Origin of the sequence: Serratia nevei, from assembly GCF_024160145.1 — a bacterium.
In the GTDB taxonomy this organism is placed as follows: Bacteria; Pseudomonadota; Gammaproteobacteria; order Enterobacterales; family Enterobacteriaceae; genus Serratia; species Serratia nevei_A.
In genome coordinates, this window is sequence record NZ_JAMYWQ010000033.1 from 18,014 (window position 1) to 36,720 (window position 18,707).

At 62.4% G+C, this 18,707-nt stretch carries 15 protein-coding genes; 9 read left to right on the forward strand and 6 right to left on the reverse strand.

Annotation, left to right across the window (positions count from 1 at the left end):
- Positions 1-92 precede the first annotated feature (92 nt).
- Positions 93-227 carry a hypothetical protein gene (locus tag M6G53_RS25520; protein WP_301286261.1) on the reverse strand — a complete coding sequence of 45 codons (135 nt, stop codon included), beginning with the start codon at positions 225-227 and terminating at the stop codon, positions 93-95.
- A 162-nt stretch (positions 228-389) separates the two neighbouring features.
- On the opposite strand from M6G53_RS25520, the gene pdxR reads away from it, so the two are divergent.
- Positions 390-1,883: a MocR-like pyridoxine biosynthesis transcription factor PdxR gene (gene pdxR, locus M6G53_RS19480; RefSeq protein ID WP_253333890.1), complete on the forward strand. Its 1,494-nt coding sequence runs from the start codon at positions 390-392 to the stop codon at positions 1,881-1,883.
- On the opposite strand, the gene M6G53_RS19485 is transcribed toward pdxR, so the two are convergent.
- The gene (locus tag M6G53_RS19485) at positions 1,880-2,719 is read right to left on the reverse strand and encodes a DMT family transporter (protein WP_253333932.1); all 840 of its coding nucleotides are present in this window, start codon (positions 2,717-2,719) and stop codon (positions 1,880-1,882) included. The two genes, pdxR and M6G53_RS19485, sit on opposite strands and share 4 nt — an antisense overlap.
- Before the next feature lie 372 nt (positions 2,720-3,091).
- Between M6G53_RS19485 and M6G53_RS19490 the strand changes: the two genes are divergently transcribed.
- The 4 genes from M6G53_RS19490 (at position 3,092) to M6G53_RS19505 (ending at position 9,744) form a co-directional block, all read left to right on the forward strand.
- On the forward strand, positions 3,092-4,321 hold the full coding sequence (locus tag M6G53_RS19490) for an SrfA family protein (RefSeq protein ID WP_253333892.1): 1,230 nt from the start codon (positions 3,092-3,094) through the stop codon (positions 4,319-4,321).
- Positions 4,321-7,266: a virulence factor SrfB gene (locus tag M6G53_RS19495; RefSeq protein WP_253333894.1), complete on the forward strand. Its 2,946-nt coding sequence runs from the start codon at positions 4,321-4,323 to the stop codon at positions 7,264-7,266. Before M6G53_RS19490 ends, M6G53_RS19495 begins: the two co-directional genes overlap by 1 nt.
- Positions 7,263-9,443, forward strand: a complete 2,181-nt coding sequence (locus M6G53_RS19500; protein WP_253333896.1) for a virulence factor SrfC family protein — start codon at positions 7,263-7,265, stop codon at positions 9,441-9,443. Before M6G53_RS19495 ends, M6G53_RS19500 begins: the two co-directional genes overlap by 4 nt.
- A 148-nt stretch (positions 9,444-9,591) precedes the next feature.
- Positions 9,592-9,744 carry a hypothetical protein gene (locus tag M6G53_RS19505; protein ID WP_253333898.1) on the forward strand — a complete coding sequence of 51 codons (153 nt, stop codon included), beginning with the start codon at positions 9,592-9,594 and terminating at the stop codon, positions 9,742-9,744.
- Between the two features lie 183 nt (positions 9,745-9,927).
- Here the strand turns inward: M6G53_RS19505 and M6G53_RS19510 are convergent, their stop codons facing one another.
- Both M6G53_RS19510 and M6G53_RS19515 read right to left on the reverse strand, forming a co-directional pair.
- A complete protein-coding gene (locus tag M6G53_RS19510; protein ID WP_253333899.1) occupies positions 9,928-10,575 on the reverse strand; it encodes an FAD-binding oxidoreductase in 648 nt (215 codons plus the stop codon).
- 32 nt (positions 10,576-10,607) lie between these two features.
- Positions 10,608-11,648, reverse strand: coding sequence for a GNAT family N-acetyltransferase (locus M6G53_RS19515; protein ID WP_253333901.1), 1,041 nt, complete (start codon positions 11,646-11,648; stop codon positions 10,608-10,610).
- An 815-nt stretch (positions 11,649-12,463) separates the two neighbouring features.
- Here M6G53_RS19515 and M6G53_RS19520 point away from each other — a divergent pair.
- Entirely contained in the window at positions 12,464-12,880 is a 417-nt protein-coding gene (locus tag M6G53_RS19520) for an NUDIX hydrolase (RefSeq protein WP_436286538.1), read from the forward strand.
- A 21-nt stretch (positions 12,881-12,901) separates the two neighbouring features.
- Here M6G53_RS19520 and M6G53_RS19525 read toward each other — a convergent pair whose 3' ends face one another.
- On the reverse strand, positions 12,902-14,101 hold the full coding sequence (locus tag M6G53_RS19525; protein ID WP_253333904.1) for a BaiN/RdsA family NAD(P)/FAD-dependent oxidoreductase: 1,200 nt from the start codon (positions 14,099-14,101) through the stop codon (positions 12,902-12,904).
- 300 nt (positions 14,102-14,401) lie between these two features.
- Here M6G53_RS19525 and pitA point away from each other — a divergent pair, with 300 nt between their 5' ends.
- Positions 14,402-15,904: an inorganic phosphate transporter PitA gene (gene pitA, locus M6G53_RS19530; protein WP_094141593.1), complete on the forward strand. Its 1,503-nt coding sequence runs from the start codon at positions 14,402-14,404 to the stop codon at positions 15,902-15,904.
- A gap of 72 nt (positions 15,905-15,976) precedes the next feature.
- Here the strand turns inward: pitA and uspB are convergent, their stop codons facing one another.
- Entirely contained in the window at positions 15,977-16,312 is a 336-nt protein-coding gene (gene uspB / locus M6G53_RS19535) for a universal stress protein UspB (protein ID WP_016930435.1), read from the reverse strand.
- A 432-nt stretch (positions 16,313-16,744) separates the two neighbouring features.
- Here uspB and M6G53_RS19540 point away from each other — a divergent pair, with 432 nt between their 5' ends.
- Both M6G53_RS19540 and M6G53_RS19545 read left to right on the forward strand, forming a co-directional pair.
- Positions 16,745-17,518: an SDR family oxidoreductase gene (locus M6G53_RS19540; RefSeq protein ID WP_253333906.1), complete on the forward strand. Its 774-nt coding sequence runs from the start codon at positions 16,745-16,747 to the stop codon at positions 17,516-17,518.
- Between the two features lie 102 nt (positions 17,519-17,620).
- Positions 17,621-18,529 (forward strand): LysR family transcriptional regulator, encoded by a 909-nt coding sequence (locus M6G53_RS19545; RefSeq protein WP_253333908.1) that lies wholly within the window; start codon positions 17,621-17,623, stop codon positions 18,527-18,529.
- Positions 18,530-18,707 lie beyond the last annotated feature (178 nt).

Here is an 18,707-nt window from a genome sequence, read left to right on the forward strand (position 1 = left end):
GGCATTCGCTGCAGAAATAGCGGAAAAATCCCTTTAGCAGCCGATAATAACGATGGCGTGCGATGAAAAACAACGTCGCCCACCGCTGCACATTAAGCCTCAGGTTGCTGAAACATCGCCGCCAGCATATCGACAAGCAGCGCCTGCGGTGCCCGCCAGGCGCCGGGAATATGCCAGGGCCGCAACGACCGCAGGCCCAGATTGCTCGGTGCAAGAATAAGATGCATGCGTATTATCCCCGTGAAAAAAACGTTCACTTCGCCAAAAGCATAAGCGCCGCAGCGCCGGGCGCGCGTTGTTTTTTCAATCTTGCGCAGCGCATTAGCCAACAGGGCAAGAGTGGTTTACTCTGAATGCTCATTTTTGCCCTATCAAGCGAGCCGGAATGCATGCCCAGAACAGCCAAAGTCGTTGACGTCCCCGCCATCGGCGAGCTCGATCGCCTGGCGGGCCGGCTTAGCCACCAGCTGGCGCAGGCCCTGCGCCAGGCCATCCACCGGGGCGAGCTGAAAGCGGGCGATCTGCTGCCCTCGACGCGCCGGCTGTCGGCGGCGCTGGATCTGGCACGCGGCACGGTATTGGAGGCGTTTGCTCAACTGACGGCGGAAGGTTTTCTCGAACCGCAGCCCGGCTCGGGCACCCGGATCGCTCACTATCAGGCGGCGCGCCGCACGCCGCACGCCAACGCGCAGGCGAGTTCGGCGGTAGCGGTTCCTCTTTCTTCACAGGCGCAGCATCTGGCACGCTTTGCCGCCCAGGCACGGGCGCTGCCGCCGGTGCCGTTCACCGTCTCGGTGCCGATCGGCGATACCGCGCCCGACGATGTCTGGCGGCGGCTCGGCAACCGCATCCGGGCACGCGGCCCCGGCGCGCCTTCGGGCTATGGCGATCCTCTGGGCGCATTGCCGCTACGCGAAGCCATCTGCGACTATGTGCGGCGTTCCCGCTCCGTGAACTGCACGCCGCAGCAAATCCTCATTACCTCCGGCACCCAGCAGGGGTTGTATCTGGCCGCGCAGATCCTGCTGGACGCCGGCGACAGCGCCTGGGTGGAAGACCCCGCCTACGCCGGCATTACCGCCATTTTCGACAGCCTGTTTCGCGACCGCCGCATGGTCAGGGTGCCCGTCGCCGACGACGGCATCGACGTCGCCGCCGGCATCCGTCTGGCCGCCGACGCCCGCGCCGCCTTTGTCACGCCGTCGCATCAATATCCGCTGGGCATGCCGATGAGCATGGCGAAAAGAAGCGCCCTGCTGGCCTGGGCCAGAGAGCGGCAGGCCTGGATCGTGGAGGATGATTACGACAGCGAGATGCGCTACGCCGGTCATCCGTTCCCCTCGCTGCAAGGGCTGGCACCCGAACGGACGCTCTATCTCGGCACCTTCAGCAAGGTGCTGTTCCCGTCATTGCGGCTGGGTTACGCCATCGTGCCGCCGCCGCTGGTCGACGCGTTTTGCGGCGCCAGGATCCTGATGGATCGCCATCCGCCCAGCGCAGATCAACACGTGCTGGCCGCCTTTATCGCCGAAGGGTATCTCGACCGGCATATCCGCAAAATGCGCGGCGTCTACGCCGAGAAACGCCGGGTGCTGATCGAGGCGATCAACACGCATATTCCCGCTGAGCTGGCGGTAGTGCAGCCCTGCGATCAGGGCATGCACATGGTGCTGTGGCTGAGGAAAGATCTCGATGACGTGCGGGTCGCCCAATGCGCCAACGAAGCCGGATTGGCGCTGCGGGCGGTGTCGCCGATGTATGCGCCCGGCCACGGTGAGCCGGGTCTGGTGCTGGGATTGGGCGGTTACGCCGATCGCCAGGTGCAACAGGCGGTGGAACGGCTCGGACAGGTGATCCAGGCCTGCGCCGGTAGCGGCGCCTAGCGGGAAAAACGCTTGGCGCCGAACACGCACACCACCACGCCGGCCATCACGGCGATCATCATCGGCTGCACGGTCTCATGCAGCAGCCAGCCCGCCAGCGCCAGGCCAAAGAACGGCTGCAGCAGCTGCAACTGTCCGACGGCGGCGATGCCGCCTTGCGCCAGGCCGCGATACCAGAAAATAAACCCAATCCACATGCTGAACACCGAGACGTAAACCAGCGACAGCCAGGCGGCACCGCTGATCGCAGGCCAACCGGCCGGCGTCGCCAGCCAGGTGGCCGCCAGCGTCAACGGCAACGCCACCACCAGCGCCCAGGAGATCACCTGCCAGCCGCCGATCCGGCGCGACAGCACCGCCCCTTCGGCATAACCCAGGCCGCACAGCAACACCGCCCCGACCATCAGCGCATCCCCTTGCCAGGCACCGCCGCTCCCCTGGCTCAACGCGAAAGCGCCCACCAGCACGGCGCCGACGCCTGAAAAAGCCCAAAAAGCGGGCTTGGGCCGTTCTCCGCCGCGCAAGACGCCAAAACCGGCGGTCGCCAGCGGCAGCAGGCCGATGTACACCAGCGAATGCGCCGACGTGGTGTGCTGCAGCGCCAGCGCCGTCAGCAGCGGAAAACCGATGACCACGCCGAGCGCCACAAACAGCAGCGGCGGCAAATCGGCCCGCGTCGGCCGCGCCTGCCGGGTGATCAGCAGCGCACACAGGGCCAGCAAGGCGGCGATCGCCGCCCTGACCGCCGTCAGAAACAGCGGATCGAGCTCCAGCACCGCCACCCGCGTGGCGGGCAGCGAGCCGCTGAAGATCATCATGCCGAGGAAGCCGTTCATCCAGCCCTGAGCCGAATGCCCGGCGGCGGGATGTGCAGGGGGAACAACGAGAGTTTTTTCAGACTGACTGTCCGTCATGTGAACGCTCCGCACGCCTGAGGCATACCGAAATCGGCAACCCGCGAGGCGATGTCATAGTGAAAGAGAACATCGTTCCCCGGCGTCGTTTGCCGGGGCTAGGTTCTATTTTTCAGATAAAGCGGTTCACAAACAGGTCCAGATAGCGAAATTTTCACTGTGCCGGTTAGCAAAGCGCGCCGCTAACGCCAAAGAAGGGCGTTTTTCGGGCTGTCCTTGGCCGTTTGGCAGCTCCACCTGCGGGGTATCATGGACTTTTATGCGTTTTTGCAGAACAGGACAAGGTGCGGTGCCGTGGTGAAACCCTTCTTACGCAGTGGCAGTTTGGATGATGTGCTGGCTTTAGGCGAAAACGGGCAACCGGTCTACGCCTGCGCCCAGCAGCTGCGGGAAACCCTGCGTCTTCGCCGGCAGCAGCAGGCCGCCGACTGTCTGGCGATCCCCCAGCCGAACGAAAGCGGCACCCGCATCGACTGGTATGCGCCCTTCCCCGGCAAGGTCACCTCCTGGCTGGCGGCGAGCGATGCCCAGCGCGCGCAGGCGGTGCGCCATCTGGAACACTGCCTGACGACCTTGCGCAGCCTGACGGAACAGGCCCAGGCGACCGATCACCCCAGCCATCGCCTGTTCGGCGCGCTGCTGGCCAAAGCGATGCACATGCCCGATCCCAACCACGTTTACCTGGTGGACGACCGGCCGGTGCTGACCTTCTGGGGCTTTATCAAGCCGCAGGCGCAGAGCCCGGACGATCCGTTGGCCTGCCTGCGCCCGGTCGAAGCGGAAGTGGAAAAACCGGCGCCGATCGCCGCCCCGCGCAAGCCGGCCGTTGTCGAGCCGGTAAAACCGGCCGCCGAGCCTGAACCGGTGCCCGCCCCGGCGGTATCCGTCGCATCCCTCGCCGTCGTTCGCCCGCGCCGGCGCCACGTGCTCTGGCTCTTGCCCGTACTGCTGCTAGGCAGTGCGGCGCTGGCCGCCTGGCTGCACCGCTCGCCGCCGCCGCAACCGGCAATGCCGACGGAGGTCCAGCATCCGGCGCCGCCGGTGAAGGCAGCCGCGCCGTTGCCCAAGCTGCGCTTGCCGCTGGCGCACGCGACGCTGATGCCGCCGCCACCGGCGCCGGTCATCCCGCAGCCGGCGGACAAAAATGCGCTGGTGCTGCCGCCCGAGGCGGTGAAGGCCGGCTCCACCCGTTTCCTTAACGGCAAATGGCGCGCCACGGTGGCGCTGAAAGATCCGATCACCGGCAAACGCCCCAGCCTGCAATACCGCCTGAACGGCGGCAAAGGCAGCGCCGTCATCGCCTACGGCGACGGCGTCAGCTGCCGGGTGGCGGTCGAAGCCGGGCTGATGCAGTCCGGCAATCTGGTGATCAACAGCCGCACCAAGGCACGCTGCAGCGACGGCAGCCGCTACCAGCTCCCGGAAATCGTCTGCCGCCAGGGCGAAACCGGCGCGGCGGAGTGCACCGGTCGCTACGATGCGGACACTACCTATCCCATGACGTTCAAGCGCGAGAGTAAATGATGCTGGCACCCCTTACGGACTACAAACACGGCATTACGCTGATTCAGGACAGCGGCATTCAGTTTCTGGACTTTGCCCTGACGCCGCGGCTGGACACCGAGTTTCCCGGCAAATTCGTGCGCAAGACCGCCAGCGGCCCGCTGCTGCGGCTGCAATGGGAGGCCGAGAGCGGCAAATACCAGCTGCCGGCCGCGGGCGGCGAGGCCGCCGAAGTGGTGCGGCCGGAGTTCAGCTATCCGTTGCAGCAGTCGCTGCGCCTGCTGGATAAGCTCTGGCTGCCGCTGCCCGTCTTGCGCCACACCCCGGCGGGCCTGTTTTTGTCGGGCCCGGACAACTGGGCGCGTCTGCAGGTGGTGCAGCTGGATGAACCGGATCAGGACGGCAACCTGCTGCGCGTGGTACTGGCCTTCGACACCCGCGCCGCCGCGCCCGGCCAAGAGGCGCTGGCACCGGGCGAAAGCGATCTCGGCACCGATCTCCGTTTCGCACTGGCTCACCGCAACCACGAGCTGGGCGAGTTTCTCGATCTGACCTGGGTCGACGGCTGGCTGCGCGAAGCGTTCAGCCAGCGCGCCGCCGAGCGGGAGCAGCGCGCCGAGGCGGAGATCAACGCCGGGCTGAAAACCTTCGAGTATCAGGCGCACTACCTTAACCTGCTGCACATGCTCGGCCATCAGCTGACGGTGCCGCAGATAAAGATGGTGGCGGCGACGCTGCAGCAACCGGCGATCGACGTCGATCTGGTGCTGGACGTCGGCAACTCGCACACCTGCGGCGTGCTGGTCGAAGACCACCCGGAAGAGAGCAACGGCCTGAAGCAAACCTACGAGCTGCAGCTGCGCTCGCTGTCCGAACCGCACCGCGTCTACAACGAACTGTTCGAGAGCCGGGTCGAGTTTTCTCAGGCCGGCTTCGGCAAGCCGCATCTGTCGTTCCAGAGCGGGCGCGACGATGCCTTCCAGTGGCCGTCCATCACCCGCGTCGGCCGCGAAGCCGCGCAGCTGGCGCAGCGGCGAACGGGCCATGAAGGCACCACCGGCATTTCCAGCCCGCGCCGCTACCTGTGGGACGAGGAGCGCTATGCGCCCGGCTGGCGCTTCAACGAGCGGCACGAGCCGATGGCCGCCGCCGCGCCGTTGACCACCCTGATCAACGACGAAGGCGTGCCGCTGTCCGCCCTGCCGACGGCGCAACGGCTGCCGGTGTTCGCCGCCCATTACAGCCGCAGCGCGGTGATGACGCTGATGCTGAGCGAGCTGCTGGCGCAGGCGCTGATGCAGATCAACAGCATCGCCCAGCGCAGCCGCATGCCAAACGCCGCCGCGCCGCGCCGTTTGCGCGCCATCATTCTGACGCTGCCTTCGGCCATGCCGAAGCCGGAGCGCGAGATCTTCCGCCGCCGCATGCAGGAGGCGATCGGGCTGGTGTGGAAGGCCCTCGGCTGGCACCCGCAGGATGCGCCGTTCGACGGCGCGCACGCCCGCTTCCCGGCACCGCAGGTGCAGATGGAGTGGGACGAGGCCACCTGCGGCCAGATGGTCTATCTGTACAATGAAACCCAGGTGAACTTCGCCGGCCGCACCGACGCCTTTTTCGCCGCCATGGCCCGGCCCGACCGGCCGCTGGCGCCGGGTGAGCAGGCGGGAAAAACGCTGCGCATCGCCTCGATCGACATCGGCGGCGGCACCACGGATCTGGCGATCACGCACTATTCGCTCGACGACGGCGTGGGCAACAACATCAAAATCAACCCGCGCCTGCTGTTCCGCGAGGGCTTTAAAGTCGCCGGCGACGATATCCTGCTGGACGCCATCCAGCAGTTTATCCTGCCCGCCGTGCAGCAGGCGTTCGAAGCCGCCGGCGTGAGCGCCGCCCCGGCGTTGATGGACAGGCTGTTCGGCAACGAAGGGCGCATGGACGGGCTTTCCACCCTGCGTCAGCAGGCCGCGCTGCAAATTTTCATGCCCGCCGGACGCGCGCTGCTCGGCGCCTATGAAGAATACGATCCGCTGGACAGCCGGGCGGAAATCGCCGCCAGCCTGGGCGATCTGCTGCCGCAGCCGCCGACGCCGCAGGTGCTGGCGTTTATCAACGGCGAGGTGCAGCGCGAAGCCGACAGCGACGCTTTCGATATTCTGCACACCCCGCTGGTGATCCGCCTGGCCGATCTGCACGCCGCCTTCTTGTCCGATCGCATCGGCATCGGCCGCTGCCTGCGCCTGCTGGCCGAGGTGGTGGCGCTGTACACCTGCGACGTGCTGCTGTTGACCGGCCGCCCGGCGCGTTTCCCCGGCGTGCAGGCGCTGCTGCGCCATCTGCAGCCGCTGCCCGCCAGCCGCATTCTGCCGCTCGAAGGCTACCACACCCGCAGCTGGTACCCGTTCAACAAACGCGGCCGCATCGACAACCCGAAATCCACCGCCGCGGTGGGCGCCATGCTGTGCCTGTTGGCGATCGACCTGCGCCTGGAGAGTTTTTACTTCAACGTCGGCGATTTCCAGCCCTACTCCACCATTCGCCATCTGGGCATGCTGGACGGCAACAACATGCTGGCGGACGATAACGTCTATTACCGCGACATCGATCTGGATCGCGCCGACTTCGCGCTCGACCCCGCCGGCAGCTTCCAGCTGCGCGGCCCGCTGCGCCTGGGCTTTCGCCAACTGGACAACGAACGCTGGCCGGCCTCGCCGCTCTATACGCTGACCATCAATGACGCCCAGCTGGCGCGCAAACTGGCCGGCGACGCGGTGATCAGCCTGCGGCTGGCCATTACCGCCAGCGCCGAACAGGGCGCCGAAAGCGTCAGGATCGCGCAGGCGTTGCTGGCCGACGGCAGCCCCGTCCCGGCGCACCACCTGCAACTGAAACTCAATACCCTGGCTGCCAGCGCCTCCGGCGCGACCCACTACTGGATAGACAGCGGGAGCATTTACCCACGATGAAAGCTACCACTACCGCCCAATCGGCCCCGAACCACGCACTCAGCACCGGCATTCTGCAGGCGATCGCCTGGGTGGACGCCGCGCGCCGGCAGTCCACCCGTTTGGAACAGGAGGCGGATCGCCTGACGCTGCGCCTGCGCCGTTGCCATAACCGCGCGCTGCAATTGGCGAATGCGCAACCTGAGCAGGTCGCTATCGGCCTGTACGGCCACAACGCCACCGCCAAGGCCCACCTGCTGGCGGCGCTGGCCCCCGGCGCAGAAAGGCTGCACGCAGACGCCGCGCTGGCGGTGCGTTACTGCGCTACGGCGCCGTCGCCGTACGCCGAGTATCCTCTCGCCCTGGCGCTGTTCGATGAAGCGCAGTGGCTGGCCATCACGCTCGATGCCGCCGCGATGGGCGGCTTCCGGCTGGACTGGGACGCCCGCGCGATCGCCGGCCATCTGCAAGCGTTGGCGCGCCACCGCCAAACCGTCGCCCTCGACGGCCTCAGCGACAGCGATGTGCTGACGCTGTGGGACAGCCAACGCCGCCACGGCGACCAGGGGCAACAGACGCTGGACAGACATTTCTGGCCGCAGGCCGTGGCGCTGGCGCCGCAGCTGAGCATCGACGATCGCGCGCGCCTGTTTGCGCCGCTGTGGGGAGAAGAGGCGACGCTGACGGCGCGTTATCGCCAGCTGGCACACACGCTGCATGCCCTCGGCGGCAGCCGGCAGGTGCATGCTCAGCACCGCGCCTTGCCGCTGCTGACCGCGAGCGCCGCAGCGGAAAACGCGACGATCGTCGTGATGGCCGAACACGGCGGGGAACGGGAGATCGCGCTGAGCGATCTGACCTGGCTGACCGCCGAAGTCACCACCGTTCTGCCGCAAACGGCGCAGACGGGCCTGCCCGCCGACGTGGCGCTGATCGACCTGCCCGGCAGCCGCGCCTGCCCGCAGGCGGAACCGACGCAGCGGCTGCAACAGGCGAAACGCGCCCATTTGCTGACCCGTTGTGCGGACGGCCTGCATGCCAGCCTGCTGCTGGTGGCCGATGCCGCCGCCACGCCGCAGGACGCCGCCCGCGTCGGCCAGGCGCTCGCTGGCTGGGTCAACCAAACCCAGGGGGAAACCCCGGCGCTGCGCCAGCGCCGCAAGCCCGGCCTGATCTGGGCGATCACGCCGTTCGATCAGCGCGGAGAAAGCAAGGTGCGCCCCGACGACGCCGTACAGCGGCAGGTCGGCGAACCCGGCGACAGCTGGGCCACGCTGCTGGCGCTGGATGAACAGGATTGCCGCCGCATGGTGAGCTACCTGGCCACGCAGGCGCGCCCGGCCCAGAAGCAAGCGCGCCTGCTCGAACAGCGCGAAGAGTTGCAGCGCGAGCTAACGGAAAGCCTGCTCGGCAACTGGCTCACCGCCGCCGATCCGCACGCGGCGCAGCTGCGCGGCCAAGAGCTGCTGCGCGCGTTGCAGGCGCAGGCCGGCCGCCACGGCGAGCTGCTGGAGCGGTTGTTGCCCCAGCGCGATACGCTGCGCCAGCTTTATCAGCAACAGCAGCACGCCGCGCCGGCCCCGGCAGCGACGCCTGCGCCGTTCGGGCTCGACATCGATCTGTTCGGCGCGCCGGAGGCCGCGGCGCCCGGCGAGCCCCCCGCATCGCCCTTTGCCGCACGGGTGTTCGCGGATTGGATCAACCATCTGCGCAGCCTGCCGGACAGCCGCCGGTTGCTGGACCTGCTCGGCGTCGAGAAGCCGCACCTGGAACTGCTGGTCGATGCGCTGATCGGCGCCGCCTGCCGCCTGCGGCTCGATGATGAGCTGGAACGCGCGCTGTGCGCCGGGGGCCTGCCGGAACAGAGCGAAGATCGGCAAATCAGCCAGGCGCTGGCGCTACTGGGCGACTTCGTCGCCTGGCTCGGCTTCCAGCGGCGCGATGCGGCAACGCGCCCCGAGAGCCGCGTCAATCCCGGCCAGCCGATCTTTACCCCGCCGCCGCAGCCGGCGGTGGACTGGAACCGCCAGCAGCGGTTAACCCGGCTGGCGCCGACGCCGACCAAAAACACCGCGTTTTATATCTATGACTGGCTGATCGGCCTGCAAACGTTGCTGGCAGAGAATGCAGCGACGGAGAGCGCGCTCGGCGAGGCGCAGCGCACGGCGTTGGAAGAGATCGTGGCCGCCCTGCGATAAGCGGCGGCGCTGGCAGCAATAGGGGGCGGAAACAGGATAAACGGGCGTTGCCGATTATGCTGATGAGTAACGCCGCGATTCAGGGAGAAAATGATGCCCCCCTTTCAGCCTGAAGGCTATCGAGCATGTGGTTTTGCGCAGGCGCGATATGCAGAAAAGCCTGCATTTTTATACCCAGCTGGTCGGCTGCGATATCGCCAAACGGCGGCCGATTTGGGCCTGGCGCATCTGCGCGCCGGGGCGGCCATGGTTGATCTGGTCGACGTCAACGGCCAGCCTGGGGAAAAAGCCGGCGCAGTGAACGTGATTCCGCCGGCCTATTCCCCTGGCTTCCTCTTCTTGCATGCTGTTCCATTGCAGAGACGTCGGGGAAGCTCTTCCTGACGCAAAATCGCAGTCTTGATTTGCAAACGCGTCCCCTCGATGTTCTCCAACAACTGTTTCCACGCGTGATATGGCAGTTGATAAGCCTGAAGGACGACCGTCAGGAGCAGCACTTGAGGTAGAACCGCACCATCACGCAGAAAGCATTGGTTCCCGCTCCCTGCGCGGCCCAAAACAGCGGTGAATGTTCACTTTCACTGACGCGGTGCAACTGGCCATCGGCCGTGACCAGATCTACCGCAACAATATTTAACCCGCCCATTCGCTCCCTGGAAGGTAAATGGCTCCCGATCCCCCCGGCGAGCAAAAATCCGCCGATCGTGGCATGTTCCTCATCACCGATAGGAAACGTCAGCCCCTGTTTTTCCAGGCGGTGATTTAACTCCCGGCAGGATAGCCCTGGCCCCACCATCGCCAGCGCGTTGTCGGCATCAAGAACACAGTCGCGCAACGCGGAAATATCCAAAAAGATACCGTTGCCGCGTACAAAATCGTGGCCGTAGCGGCATTCTCCCATCTTGATGCTCAAAGGATGGTGGTATTGCGCGGCAAAACGCACGGTTGCCATGACATCTTCCACCGTTTCGGCGCGGACGATCATCTCGGGCAACCGCTGAACCACCGGCTGGCTTCCCGCGGACTGACGCAACCATCCGGCATATTCCGGGTGATAGCGCGATCGCACACGCCCAGACAATTGGTGGACAAAACGGCGATAATCATCGGCACAGCAGGCATTATCTTGCATAGATCGCTCCATTACGGGATTGGGCCGTTTCATTACTGTACGGTCGCGGGATTCAGCCGATCGCTGGTGATGGCGTACAAAGGTTCGGGCCGGAACCCCAGGCGGGTCTTGATTTTCTCATTCAGCCGACCGCCTTCAACGCGAGTGAAACCGTTTTCAAACGCATAACGATAAGCCTGAGCAAAGGCAAGCGTATAGGGGCTGAACTCCACCAGATCGTAACGCATGCCGGCGGACCAGATATGCAACGTCTCTTCCTGTTCGAAACAGATGACCCCGCCGACCAGTTGCCCCTGCTGTTCAACCAGAGAAAGCCGGATAAGATCGCCGCATAAACGACTGAAACGGGATAGCGGTTCCGCCGGAAAGTACTGAGGAGTGCCGAGGCGGGCGGTCGTTTGATGGCACAGGTCGGTCAGTTGCTCCAGACGCTGATCAAAAGGCGGCGCAAGCATCGACAAGGTGCAACGATTGGGGTCGAATTTGCGCAATTGTCGCCGCATTTCACGCCGACCATCGGCGGGCAGCTTCTCGACAAAATGTTCAAAATCATCGAACTCCGTCAAATCGATATACCAGCGATCCAGCATGAAATTGACGTTCAGCCCCAACGCATCGGCATGTTGCCGCAAGTCGGGATCGCGCACGTTCAGCAGGCCAAAATAACGCGCGCCCTCTTCCTCGGCCAGTTCACGCAGCCGGTTAAACAAAGCCGCATGCAATTCAATCGAGGCCTGCCGGCTGGGTATCATGCTGTCATAGCAATGCATGATATGACTGAATAAACCGGTATCATTGCCCTGATCATAAATATCCGCATGCTCGGCCAAGCGTTTGAAAGGGTCGACTACCGCCAAATCCTGCAGGTAAACAGGGAGTAACGCCAATAATCGGCCATGTGAATACGCCGCCAGATAATAGGTTTTCTTTACCGCCAATAACGGGGATGTCTCCGCCGCCAACAAAAATCGCCAGTCATAAAATACCGTGCCTTTTCTATGCGAATGCAGCCGATGATATTCTTCTTGCGACACCTGGTTAAGCGAAGAATAAATATTTATCGTGATATCCATCTACTCCCCCGATAACTTTTCGTAAAATCAGATCAATGGTAAAGAAAGCCCGTTTAATGCATTCAATGTGAATATATTCACTTCCGTCATCTATCCGGCGGCCAAAATCCCCCTGTACGCAAGCAGGAAATTATCACACACTTTCTTAATGGGTATATCATATATAGATAGATTCCGGCAAAAGCACAAACTGATTTTAATAAAATTTATCGAGCAAAACCGAGAAAATGATAATTAATGAAATTAATAGCACCAACATTCATTAGCCATACCAGGAATCGGCACTCCTCACTTTAAGCCGTGCGTCGTCTCATCGGAATGCGCCTGCCGCACGCTTACCAGGCCAATTTGGCGGAGTAAGACGCTGCCGTCATGCGCCCCTTAATCCTCTGGCAATATTTTGGTGCTGAAAAATATCACATAAGATCATCAGCTACGTATAACACCCTTATTTCATTACAATGAAAAATTATCATGAATCCGTAAATGCTGAGAAATAATAATAAAACCCTATCATAAAGGCGCCAAACGTTATGCCAAGCGAGCAGAAAGAGATATTGCCAATAATATTCATCTTTCAACCCACTTCCGGCAAGACTTTCGGGGGAAATAAAAATACGTTATTATTTAGCGATATGTGACTGACACGACGCATAAAAATAGGAATTACCTCAATAGCTTCCTCAGCGCCGTGGCTTGACGCTTCCCCTTAAAGCCGCACCATTTTCCCATAGGACGTCTCATCTGGAGCAAGCCCGCCCCCAGCGCTATCTCATATCCCGGATATTAATAGGTCAGAACAGAAGGAAATACATATCGCGGCGGCCGTTATCACCTATCCGGCAGGCCGGGTACTGCTGCTCAGAAAACGCAACACGATCTGGTTTATGCAACCAGGCGGTAAAATCGCCCCCCATGAACAAGCGGTCATGGCACTGATCCGAGAACTGAAAGAGGCGCTGAATGCCGACTTTACCGCCGGAGAGATGAGCAGTATCGGTCGTTTTACCGATACGGCGGCGAACGAACCGGAGCACCTGCTCGTTGCCGAGATGTTCAGGGTGAGCACCGAGAAGACGCGCTTTCTGCCCTCGGCCAAAATTGAAGAAGTGATAGGGTTCGATCTCGTTAATCGCCAGGCGATCCCACTGGCACCGCTGGCCAGAAACCATCTCGCCGCCATGCTGGCCCGGTCGACACCCTTCTCAAGCCGTGCGACGACAACGCGCTGAACGCGGATTGCCAAGGCGCCCTCAGCGCCCCTTCGCCGCCAGCGCCTGCGCGCAGGCCCAGGCTGAACTCCACGCCCACTGGAAGTTGTAGCCGCCCAACCACCCGGTCACGTCCACCACTTCGCCGATAAAGTACAGCCCCGGCGCCTTGTGGGCTTCCATCGTCTTGGAGGAAAGCTCGTGGGTGTCGACGCCGCCGAGCGTCACTTCCGCCGTGCGGTAACCTTCGGTGCCGTTCGGCTGCACGCGCCAGTTCTGCAGCAGATCTACCAGCGCCGCCTGCTGCGGCGCATTCAGCTGCTTCAGCGTGGCTTCCGGCAGTTGTCCCAACGTTTGCAAGCATTCCACCAGCCGTTTAGGCAGTTGCAACGCCAGGGTGTTTTTCAGGCTTTGGTTCGGGTGCTGCCGGCGTTGTTCATCGAGGAAGGCCGTCAGGTCAAGCTCAGGAAGTAAGTTAATGCTCACATACTCACCCGGTTGCCAATAGCTGGACAGCTGCAGCACCGCCGGGCCGGACAGGCCGCGATGGGTAAACAGGATGCTTTCACGGAAGCTGACGCCGTTTTCGGCGGTGATCACCGCCGGCACCGAGACGCCGGACAGCATCTGCACATGCTCCAGCAGCGGCTTATGCAGGGTAAAAGGTACCAGCCCGGCGCGCGTCGGCAGCACCTTGAGGCCGAACTGCTCCGCCAGCTTGTAACCGAACGGCGAAGCGCCCAGCCCCGGCATGGACAAACCGCCGCTGGCCACCACAAGTGAGCGAGCACTTACTTTTTCACCATTCAGCGCCAGCGCGTAGCCATGTTCGGTTTTCTCCACGCCCAACACTTCGCTGCGCAGGCGCATCGTCACCTGGCCCAGCTCGCACTCTTTGACCAGCAGATCCACCACCTGCTGCGCCGAGTCGTCGCAGAACAGCTGCCCCAGCGTTTTTTCATGGTAGGCGATGCCGTAACGGTTGATCAGATCGATGAAGTCCCACTGGGTGTAGCGCGCCAGCGCCGATTTGCAAAAATGCGGGTTGTTCGACAGGTAGGCTGCCGGTTCAGCGAACATGTTGGTAAAGTTGCAGCGCCCGCCGCCGGACATCAGGATCTTGCGGCCCGGTTTTTTGCCGTTGTCGAGCAGCAGCACGCGGCAACCGAGTTGCCCCGCCTGCGCGGCGCAAAACATGCCGGCAGCGCCCGCCCCAATCACTACGACATCAAACTGTTCCACCTGAGCCTCACTTATCAAAACCACAATCGCGACAAAAGAGCGCCATATTACGCCGTTTCGCCGCCGGTCACCGCCAAATTCACGGCGGCAGATTGTAAAGCCCCGGCGCCGCCAACGCCATAGTAAGAAAATATTACAGAGGTCAGAGGAGAATAACGCGTTGATATTTCATATTTTTGTTATAGACACGCCATCATTTCGTCATGTCCAAATCAAAAAAACGTCATATTTTCCTTTTCCCCGGCCCCGGTTGTCACTGATAATGCGCGGCGTTCATGTCCACAAACTGGCGTAACGCTTATGCTGCATTTGTTCGCTGGCCTGGATTTCCATACCGGCCTGATGTTAATTCTCGCATTGTTGTTCGTGTTGTTTTATGAAGCCATCAACGGTTTTCATGATACGGCCAATGCGGTCGCTACAGTTATTTATACCCGCGCCATGCGCTCGCAACTTGCGGTCGTGATGGCTGGTTTGTTCAACTTTCTTGGCGTAATGCTCGGCGGTTTGAGTGTTGCTTACGCCATCGTCCACTTGCTGCCTACCGATCTGTTGTTGAACGTCAGTTCAGCACACGGATTAGCCATGGTCTTCTCCATGCTGTTGGCGGCAATCATCTGGAACCTCGGCACCTGGTATTTCGGTCTGCCGGCCTCCAGTTCCCATACGCTGATAGGCGCCATCATCGGTGTCGGTTTAACCAACGCCCTGATGACCCACACTTCGGTGGTGGATGCGCTTAACGTCCCGAAAATGATTGGTATTTTCCTTTCTCTGCTGTTCTCGCCGCTGGTCGGCATGATGGTGGCGGGAGTGATGGTGTTCGCCTTGCGCCGCTATTGGAGTGGCACCAAGAAACGCCAGCGTATCCACATGACCCCTGCGGAACGTGAAAAGGTCGACGGCAAACGCAAGCCGCCGTTCTGGACCCGTATCGCGCTGATCCTGTCGGCGATTGGCGTCAGCTTCTCGCACGGCGCCAACGACGGCCAGAAAGGCATCGGCCTTATCATGCTGGTGCTGATCGGCGTTGCGCCGGCCGGCTTCGTGGTCAATATGAATGCAACCGGTTATGACATCACCCGTACGCGTGACGCCGTGACCCACCTGCAGCAATATTACCAACAGCACGGCGACGCGCTGTCGCATGCGGTGTCGCTGACGCCGCTGGTGCCAAGCCCGGATGACGACGCGGCACCAGGCAAGCCGGCCGAGTTCCACTGCGACAGTTCGCGCGCCATGCCGGCGATCGAGTTGGCTCAGGGGATGCTGACCAACCTGCAAAGCTACGACCAGCTGACGGTTGAGCAGCGCAGCCACCTGCGCCGCCTGCTGATGTGCGTGACCGACACGGCGGATAAAGTCGCCAAGCTGCCGGAAACCTCATCCGCCGACCAGCGCTTCCTGAAGAACCTGCGTCAGGATCTGCTGCAGACCGTCGAGTACGCGCCGATGTGGATCATCGTCGCCGTCGCGCTGGCACTGTCGCTCGGCACCATGGTGGGTTGGAAACGCGTGGCTACCACCATCGGCGAGAAGATCGGCAAGAAAGGCATGACCTACGCCCAAGGCGTGTCGGCCCAGATGACCGCAGCGCTGTCGATCGGCGTGGCGAGCTATACCGGCATGCCGGTCTCCACCACCCACGTCCTCTCTTCGGCGGTTGCCGGGACGATGATCGTGGACGGCGGCGGCGTGCAGAGCAAAACCGTGAAGAACATCCTGTTGGCCTGGGTACTGACCCTGCCCATCTCGATTCTGCTTTCCGGTGCGCTGTATTGGGTGGCGCTGAAACTGATCTAAGCGATAAGCATCATGAGAAAGGCGGCCGAAAGGCCACCTTTTTTTGCCTGCAACAAGGGAAACAGGAAGGCATTAATACCAAATCATCAGCGCTATCAGGCTGATGACCACCAGGCCGCACAGGGCCGAGGTCAGCATAAACTGCCCGCGCACCCGCTCGCAGCGGCGAATAAACTCCGGATCGTGGTGCTCGACATAGCGTTGCGCGAAGATATAGCGCACCAGCCTCAGCTGCTTGCTGGGTTGCCCGTGGGCGGTGAAGAAACCGCCGCCGTCGACGTATTGGTACAGCAGCGGGTCACAGCCGCGCAATACCACCAGCAGCGCGCGCAGAGAAGAGTAATACCGCACCATGTTTACCACACACACCACACATAAGGCCCAAAACAGCGCGACGGTACTGATCATGATTGCCCCCTCAAGGCGTTGTTATCCGCGGCCATCCGCCGGGTCCAACCGCCCTACCTCATTACCCGATACTCTGCTGGAGCTTACCGCTCTCATCCCCTTTTTTGCCTGCACGGGCCACGCCCATCACCCACCGCCTCCGGAGACGTTACCGCACCGCACAGAGAGATTTGCACAGCGTGGTTCCACTCAGAGGGGAAATGATGAGGCCCATATCCATCATTGTAGGTTAATGAAACGCAAACTGGCCTGATCAGTGGATAAAATTTACCGCTCTGCGCTGGAAAGCCCCCGCCGGGGCGAGATAACAGCTCCTCGCCGGCCGGTGATTGGTCGGTTTTTCTGGATAGTCTATCCCGCCCCACGCCGCTGATCTTTCCCCCCACGCTGGCTAGACTCAGGTTTCCGTTACGCTCATCCAAGGAAACTGTTATGGCAAACCATTCAATCAAGGGAAAAACCGTCCTCATCGCCGGCGGCGCCAAAAACCTCGGCGGGCTGATCGCACGCGATTTGGCTGAACAAGGCGCCAAAGCGGTGGTGATCCACTACAACAGCGCCGCTTCCCAAGCCGAGGCGGAGAAAACCGTCGCCGCCATTCAGGCCGCCGGGGCGCAGGGCGTCGCGCTGCAGGCCGATCTCACCACCGCGGGCGCGGTCGAAAAGCTGTTCGCCGATGCGGTCGCCGCCGTCGGCAAGCCGGATATCGCCATCAATACCGTCGGCAAAGTGCTGAAAAAGCCGATGGTCGACATCAGCGAAGCCGAGTACGACGAGATGACGGCGGTCAACGCCAAAACCGCGTTCTTCTTCCTGAAAGAGGCGGGCAAACACCTCAACGACAACGGTAAAATCTGCACGCTGGTCACCTCGCTGCTCGGCGCCTTCACGCCATTTTACGCCGCTTACGCCGGCACCAAAGCGCCGGTGGAGCACTTCACCCGCGCCGCCGCCAAGGAGTTCGGCGAACGCGGCATCTCCGTGACGGCGGTCGGCCCCGGCCCGATGGACACCCCGTTCTTCTACCCGGCGGAGGGCGCGGACGCCGTGGCCTACCACAAGACGGCGGCGGCGCTGTCGCCGTTCAGCCAAACCGGCCTGACGGATATCGAAGACGTGGTGCCGTTCATCCGCCATCTGGTCAGCGACGGCTGGTGGATAACCGGCCAAACCATCCTGATCAACGGCGGCTACACCACCAAATAAGTCCGACGGGGCGGAGATGCCCCCGCACCTGCTCGCACGCAACCGCGCCATGCGGCTACACTCTCTGTCAGAAACGGCGCCAAGGAACAGCAGGTCAACGAGATGGACAGATTCAATCAATACCGCGTATTCATACAGGTGGCGGAGATGGGCAGCTTTATTCGGGCGGCCCATGCGCTGGAGGTGCCGCGCGCCTCGGTGTCCGCCGCCGTGCAACAGCTGGAAACGCAGCTGGGCGTGCGCCTGCTGCACCGCACTACGCGACAGGTGCGGCTGACCGCCGACGGTGAACAGCTGCTCGAGCGGCTGCGCCCGCTGCTGGCCGAGGTGGAAGACATCGATCAGTCGTTTCAGGCCAGCCAGCGCCAGGCCTCCGGCCGGCTCAGCGTCGACGTGCCGAGCCGCATCGCCCGCCGGCTGATCGCGCCAGCGCTGCCCGGCCTGCTGCGGCGCCACCCTCATCTGCAGCTGGTGCTCGGCTCCGCCGATCGCGCCATCGATCTGGTGCAGGAAGGGGTCGACTGCGCGGTGCGCGTCGGCGATCTGCACGACAGCAGCCTGGTGATGCGCCCGCTCGGTCATATCGCGCTGATCAACTGCGCCAGCCCCGCTTACCTGGACGAATTCGGTCATCCACTCCAGCCCGGCGATCTCGCCAAGGGACATTGGAGCATCGGCTACGCCTCGCCCAAAACCGGCCGCGAATTTCCCTGGGAATACCTGGCCGACGACGGCCATACGCAACGGCTCGAACTGCCCAGCCGGGTGGTAGTCAACAACGCCGAAAGTTATATCGCCTGTTGCCGCGCCGGGCTGGGGCTGATGCAAATCCCGCGCTACGACGTGCAACACCTGCTCGACGCCGGTGAACTGGTGGAAGTCCTGCCCGGTTACCGCGCCGCCTCCATGCCGATCGCCCTGATCTACCCCCACCGCCGCCAGCGATCGCGCCGCCTGGCGGTGTTTCATGAGTGGTTTGAAAGCCTGCTGCAGCCGCATCTGGCGCGCTGATTGCACATTTAGCGCTATACTTTGTTTAATAACGCTTATAATTCAAGCGGTCAGACCGGTGGCATCCGCATAATTCATAGGCTTTTACGCCGCGCGGGTGTACAACGAAAGGTATCGGGCGGAGAGATTTTCGATGCGGCGCAGTGTGATCGCCCCAACATATCATTGCGTTATCCGA

Coding starts and splice junctions, on each gene's coding strand:
- M6G53_RS25520 (WP_301286261.1), bottom strand. CDS start 227: ATGCATCTTATTCTTGCACCGAGCAATCTGGGCCTGCGGTCGTTGCGG.
- pdxR (WP_253333890.1), top strand. CDS start 390: ATGCCCAGAACAGCCAAAGTCGTTGACGTCCCCGCCATCGGCGAGCTC.
- M6G53_RS19485 (WP_253333932.1), bottom strand. CDS start 2,719: ATGAACGGCTTCCTCGGCATGATGATCTTCAGCGGCTCGCTGCCCGCC.
- M6G53_RS19495 (WP_253333894.1), top strand. CDS start 4,321: ATGCTGGCACCCCTTACGGACTACAAACACGGCATTACGCTGATTCAG.
- M6G53_RS19500 (WP_253333896.1), top strand. CDS start 7,263: ATGAAAGCTACCACTACCGCCCAATCGGCCCCGAACCACGCACTCAGC.
- M6G53_RS19505 (WP_253333898.1), top strand. CDS start 9,592: ATGCAGAAAAGCCTGCATTTTTATACCCAGCTGGTCGGCTGCGATATC.
- M6G53_RS19510 (WP_253333899.1), bottom strand. CDS start 10,575: ATGCAAGATAATGCCTGCTGTGCCGATGATTATCGCCGTTTTGTCCAC.
- M6G53_RS19515 (WP_253333901.1), bottom strand. CDS start 11,648: ATGGATATCACGATAAATATTTATTCTTCGCTTAACCAGGTGTCGCAA.
- pitA (WP_094141593.1), top strand. CDS start 14,402: ATGCTGCATTTGTTCGCTGGCCTGGATTTCCATACCGGCCTGATGTTA.
- uspB (WP_016930435.1), bottom strand. CDS start 16,312: ATGATCAGTACCGTCGCGCTGTTTTGGGCCTTATGTGTGGTGTGTGTG.
- M6G53_RS19540 (WP_253333906.1), top strand. CDS start 16,745: ATGGCAAACCATTCAATCAAGGGAAAAACCGTCCTCATCGCCGGCGGC.
- M6G53_RS19545 (WP_253333908.1), top strand. CDS start 17,621: ATGGACAGATTCAATCAATACCGCGTATTCATACAGGTGGCGGAGATG.